This is a genomic window from Methylobacterium sp. (assembly GCF_019750675.1).
Classification (GTDB): Bacteria; Pseudomonadota; Alphaproteobacteria; order Rhizobiales; family Beijerinckiaceae; genus Methylobacterium.
In genome coordinates, this window is sequence record NZ_JAIEOF010000178.1 from 1 (window position 1) to 3,873 (window position 3,873).

5 protein-coding genes are annotated in these 3,873 nt (G+C 69.6%); 2 read left to right on the forward strand and 3 right to left on the reverse strand.

What is annotated here, in order from left to right:
* The 3 genes from K2X24_RS09755 to K2X24_RS09765 form a co-directional block, all read right to left on the reverse strand.
* Positions 1-767 (reverse strand): CaiB/BaiF CoA-transferase family protein (locus tag K2X24_RS09755; protein ID WP_292497246.1); only part of this gene is annotated, 767 nt, incomplete at its 3' end.
* Between the two features lie 114 nt (positions 768-881).
* Positions 882-1,799 carry a LysR family transcriptional regulator gene (locus tag K2X24_RS09760; protein ID WP_292497248.1) on the reverse strand — a complete coding sequence of 306 codons (918 nt, stop codon included), beginning with the start codon at positions 1,797-1,799 and terminating at the stop codon, positions 882-884.
* Positions 1,800-1,864: 65 nt separating this feature from the next.
* Complete coding sequence (locus K2X24_RS09765; protein ID WP_292497250.1) at positions 1,865-2,449, reverse strand: PAS domain-containing protein; 585 nt, start codon at positions 2,447-2,449, stop codon at positions 1,865-1,867.
* A gap of 208 nt (positions 2,450-2,657) precedes the next feature.
* Here K2X24_RS09765 and K2X24_RS09770 point away from each other — a divergent pair, with 208 nt between their 5' ends.
* Together K2X24_RS09770 and K2X24_RS09775 are read left to right on the forward strand one after the other, a co-directional pair.
* Positions 2,658-2,975, forward strand: a complete 318-nt coding sequence (locus K2X24_RS09770; RefSeq protein WP_292497253.1) for a hypothetical protein — start codon at positions 2,658-2,660, stop codon at positions 2,973-2,975.
* Between the two features lie 165 nt (positions 2,976-3,140).
* Entirely contained in the window at positions 3,141-3,644 is a 504-nt protein-coding gene (locus K2X24_RS09775; RefSeq protein WP_292497255.1) for a four-helix bundle copper-binding protein, read from the forward strand.
* Positions 3,645-3,873 lie beyond the last annotated feature (229 nt).

Genomic DNA, 3,873 nt, shown 5'->3' on the forward strand with positions numbered 1-3,873 from the left:
ATGACGACGAAGCCGCCGTCCTTCGTCGGATAGGTGTTGGAGGGCGTGATGCCCGGCAGGGCGCCGCCCGTGCGGGTACGGACCTCGCCGAGGAGATCGTATTCCGGCACGAGGCTCTCCATGACGTTGAACACGCTCTCCACGAGGGAGACGTCGATGACCTGGCCGGCGCCGGCGTTCGTCTTGACGTGCAGCAGCGCCATCAGGGCGCCGATGACCCCGTGCAGCGAGGCCAGGGTGTCGCCGATGCTGACGCCGACGCGGGCGGGTGGGCTGTCCGGGCTGCCGGTGGTGAAGCGGATGCCGCCCATCGACTCGCCGATGGCGCCGAAACCGGGCCGGTCGCGGTAGGGTCCGGTCTGGCCGTAGCCCGAGATGCGGACCATCACGAGGCTGGGGTTGAGGGCCGAGAGCACGTCCCAGCCGAGACCCAGCTTCTCCAGGCCGCCGGGCCGGAAGTTCTCCACCACCACGTCGGCGCTGCGGGCGAGGTCCTTGACGATCTCCAGGCCTTCCGGCGTCTTCAGGTTGATCGCGATCGACTTCTTGTTGCGGGACTGCAGGTACCACCAGAGGGAAGTGCCCTCGTGCATCTTGCGCCACTTGCGCAAGGGATCGCCGTCGCCTGGCGTCTCGACCTTGATCACCTCGGCGCCGAACTCGGCCATGATCTTGGTGGCGAACGGCGCGGCGATGAGTTGGCCGAGTTCGAGAACTCTGATTCCACTGAGCGGGCCGGTGGCCGAAGCTGTCGCTGAGCTTGGCATTGGCGTCTCCTCCATTATTCTTGGAGGTAGCGATATTGTGCCAAGTGTCCGAAGTCCAAACGTCATGCGCGAGCGTGCGTTCTCCCCACGCGAACGCTGAGCCCCGGCCCGGCCTCAGGGGCCGGTGCGCAGGTGGTCGAGGAGCAGGCCGGCCGCCGGGGGGAGGGCGCCCGGCCGCACCACGAGGCTTAAGGTGCGGTGGGACCAGGCATCGGTGAGCGGCACCGCCACGAGGCGCATCTGGGGGCCGAGCAGGGCATGGACGTGGGCGGGCACCACGCCGAGCCCCATCCCGGCCTGCGCCATCCGGCAGATCGCATCGAAGCTCGGCACGTGGATGCGCAGGCGCAGGGGCTGCCCGAGGCGACGGGCCTCGTCGCGCAGGGTCATGTAGATCGAGCTCTCGCGGTGCATCCCGACATGGTCGTGCGCGAGGGTCTCGGCGAAGGCGACCGCCTCGCGCTGGGCCAGCGGGTGGTCGGCGGGCATGACGAGGACGAGGCGGTCGCGGCGATAGGGGTAGCTGCGCAGGGAGCGGGCGTCGGTGCCGCCGGCGCAGAGGCCGAGATCGGCCACGCCCTCCTCGACGCCGGCCACCACCCCGCCGCTCGGCCGCTCCTCCAGATCGACCCGGATTCCGGGCTGGACGGCCAGGAAGGCCTGGAGGTCCTCGGGCAGGAACTGCACGATCGCCGAGAGATTTGCGAGCACCCGGACGAAGCCGCGCACGCCGCGGGCATGCTCCGCGAGTTCGAGGCTGATCTGCTCGGCGCTGGCCAGCATCCGGCGGGTGTGGTGCAGCAGCGTCTCTCCGGCGGGCGTCGGGCGCATCCCACGCGGCTCCCGGGTGAGGAGCGCGCAGCCCAGCACGCCCTCCAGTTCGGCGAGGCGCTTGCTGACGGCCGAGGGCGCGATGGCCGCCCGCCGGGCCGCGCCGTTCAGCGTGCCCTCCTCGCAGATGGCCGCGAACAGCCGCAGGGTCTTGAGGTCCAGGCGGTTCAGGATGGACGGGGTCGGAAATCCGTCCGGCATGCCCGCTCCTCCGCGACCCGCGGATCCGAGCCGGCCCGAGTGTATCCCGGCCCCGCCGGGAGGCGTCAATGACCGGCTCGGGCCGCCTCCACGCCCCCGCGACGGCGTTCGTCGACGAGCCTGGCGAGGGAGCGCCCGACTTCCAGGAGCAGCATGTCGCTCATCCGCTGGAGCAGCGGCTCGGGGACGGCCTGGAGGGCTTTATGGGCCGCGAGACAATGCTCGGCCGCGTTCTCCAGGGGATTCCGGTCCGGATCGTGGCCATCCGGTGGACTGGCTTCACCCCGGCACCGCGTCCGGGTCATGTCGATCACCACACCGCTTCCGCGCTGGGGACGCCCGGCTTCGTCGAGGACGATCCGACCGCGATCCAGCACCCACCGCACGACGCCGTCCGCCGAGCAGACGCGGTACTCGATGGTGCAGCACAGCCCCGTCTCGGCGCTGCGCCGGATCTCCCGCGCGGTTCGCGCGCGATCCTCGGGATGAACACCGGCGAGGAAGACGTCGAGCGATGCGCCCGTTTCGGCCAGGGCGGGATCGACGTTGAACACGAGGGCGACGAGGGTATCCGTATAGACCCGGTCGTTCGGAACGTCGTATTCCCACCGTCCGATCACATCCGTGGCATCGATCGCCTGTTGCAGCATTTGTGGCGGGACATCCGCCTCACGCACGCGATACGCTCCCATACACGACCCTGATGTCATCGAATCTTCGACGCGAGCATTATCGGGGTGCCTGCTTGAAGACAACGCCGGGAGGTGAGATTTCCTGCTACACGCCTCTGTCTGCATTTGAGGGCAAATTCGAGAGGCGCGGTTAACACCGAGTAATGGAATGACGTGTAAGATAGGAATGCCCGACGCCGAGCCGTCGAACGATCGTGAGCCGGAATGGAGATCGGAAGAAGCGAGCCGTTTGCGGCAGCGGAGCCTGCAACTACAGGCGCAGATCGCCGAGACACTCGGTCTTCCGGTGACGGCGTTCCATCCGGCGGCGACGCCCCGACCGGGCGAGACCGGCGCGCCGGAGGCCGTGCAAGACGAGGCCTTCGCGATGAGCCGTGACTGCTCGGCACTGATCGAGGCCTTCACCAGCATCACGGATCCCGCGGAGCGTCAGCGTCTGCTTCAGATCGTTCGCGACGCGGCCGCACGATCGAGCAAAGCCTGAGCGCATCGATCGCGCCGGGGTTCCGTGCGCCGTTGCGTCGACGACGGAGGTTGCCGGCGCCCCGCGAGCCCGATCAATTTCGCGCATGCCCCATTGCCACGGCCCTGCCGCCGTCGGACATGGTGGGCGATCGGACACGCGGTCGGACTGAGCGGGAACATCACCATGGAACGCCGGGATTTCTTCGCGGGGCTCGGAGCCGCCGTCGCGCTCTCCGCCGCCACGCCGGCTCTGGCGCAGGCGCCCGAGCCTTCGCGCGCGCACGGGGAAGGCCACGGGATGCAAGACCACGGGATGCAGGACCACGGGATGCAAGGCCACGGGGCCCACGAGCATCCGCCCCAGTTCGCCGCGCTCAAGGAGTCCAGCGCGCGCTGCGTCTCGACGGGCAACGATTGTCTGCGGCACTGCTTCGGCATGCTCGCGATGAACGACACCCGCATGGTCGCGTGCACGCGGTCGGTCTACGACCTCGTCCATGCCTGCGTCGCCCTGGAGACGCTCGCGGCGGTCAATTCCCCGCACACGCGGGTCCTGGCCAAGGCGGTCGGCGAGATCTGCACGGCCTGCGAAACCGAGTGCGCCAAGTTCCCCGACATCGCCGAATGCCGCGCCTGCCGCTCGGCCTGCCAGACCTGCGCGGCCGAATGCCGGAAGATCGCGGCCTGAGGGCGGTGCCGTAGGCCACGCCCTTCTCCGCGAGCCGGCGCCGGCGGGCTACCCGGGCCCGCGCAGGCTGACCGAAGCCATCGCCCGGAAGACGTCGGAGGCTCCCTTACGCCAGCGAGACCCAGAGCCCGTCCGGCCTCACCTCGACGGGTGACAGCCGCAGGGCACGGAACGACCAGCCCGGCGAGACCGAGCCGTCCCGGAGGTCGAAGGAGGCCTGGTGCCGGGG

What these genes read in the sequence shown, in the direction of transcription:
- K2X24_RS09760 (WP_292497248.1), bottom strand. Translation starts at nt 1,799, where the DNA reads ATGCCGGACGGATTTCCGACCCCGTCCATCCTGAACCGCCTGGACCTC.
- K2X24_RS09765 (WP_292497250.1), bottom strand. Translation starts at nt 2,449, where the DNA reads ATGCTGCAACAGGCGATCGATGCCACGGATGTGATCGGACGGTGGGAA.
- K2X24_RS09770 (WP_292497253.1), top strand. Translation starts at nt 2,658, where the DNA reads ATGCCCGACGCCGAGCCGTCGAACGATCGTGAGCCGGAATGGAGATCG.
- K2X24_RS09775 (WP_292497255.1), top strand. Translation starts at nt 3,141, where the DNA reads ATGGAACGCCGGGATTTCTTCGCGGGGCTCGGAGCCGCCGTCGCGCTC.